Annotated in this window: 1 protein-coding gene; it reads right to left on the reverse strand. The window is 62.1% G+C overall.

Annotation, left to right across the window (positions count from 1 at the left end):
* A partial coding sequence (locus E6W33_RS26875) for an acyl-CoA dehydrogenase family protein (protein ID WP_136420449.1) occupies window positions 1-792 on the reverse strand: 792 nt, incomplete at both ends.

Consider the following 792-nt stretch of genomic DNA (forward strand, 5'->3'; position numbering starts at 1 on the left):
ACATACTGGCGGGCACGGAACCAGCAGTCTTCCGCCGCACCCAGCGCACCCCAGGCAATGCCGTAACGCGCCGAATTCAGGCAGGTGAACGGACCCTTCAGGCCGCGCACTTCCGGGAAGGCATTCTCTTCCGGGCAGAACACTTCATCCAGCACGATCTCGCCCGTGATCGAGGCACGCAGACCGACCTTGCCGTGGATGGCCGGCGCGGACAATCCCTTCCAGCCTTTTTCCAGCACGAAGCCGCGGATCGCGCCTTCATCATCCTTGGCCCACACCACGAACACGTCGGCAATCGGCGAATTGGAAATCCACATCTTGCTGCCGGACAGGCTGTAGCCGCCCGCCACTTTCTTCGCGCGGGTGACCATCGAACCCGGGTCGGAACCATGGTTCGGCTCGGTCAGGCCGAAGCAGCCGATCCATTCGCCGGTGGCCAGCTTCGGCAGGTATTTCTGTTTGGTGGCTTCATTGCCGAATTCGAAGATCGGCACCATGACCAGCGAGGATTGCACGCTCATCATCGAGCGGTAGCCGGAATCGACGCGTTCGACTTCGCGCGCGATCAGGCCGTAGCTGACGTAGTTCAGGCCGGGGCCGCCGTATTGTTCCGGAATGGTGGGGCCGAGCAGGCCGAGTTCGCCCATTTCGCGGAAGATGGCGGGATCCGTTTTTTCATTGCGGAAGGCTTCCAGCACACGCGATTGCAGCTTGTCCTGGCAGTAGGCATTCGCCGCGTCGCGCACCATGCGCTCTTCATTCGTCAGTTGCTGGTCCAGCAGCAGCGGGTCG

It is taken from the genome of Herbaspirillum sp. ST 5-3, from assembly GCF_004804275.1.
Taxonomy (GTDB): Bacteria; Pseudomonadota; Gammaproteobacteria; order Burkholderiales; family Burkholderiaceae_D; genus Noviherbaspirillum.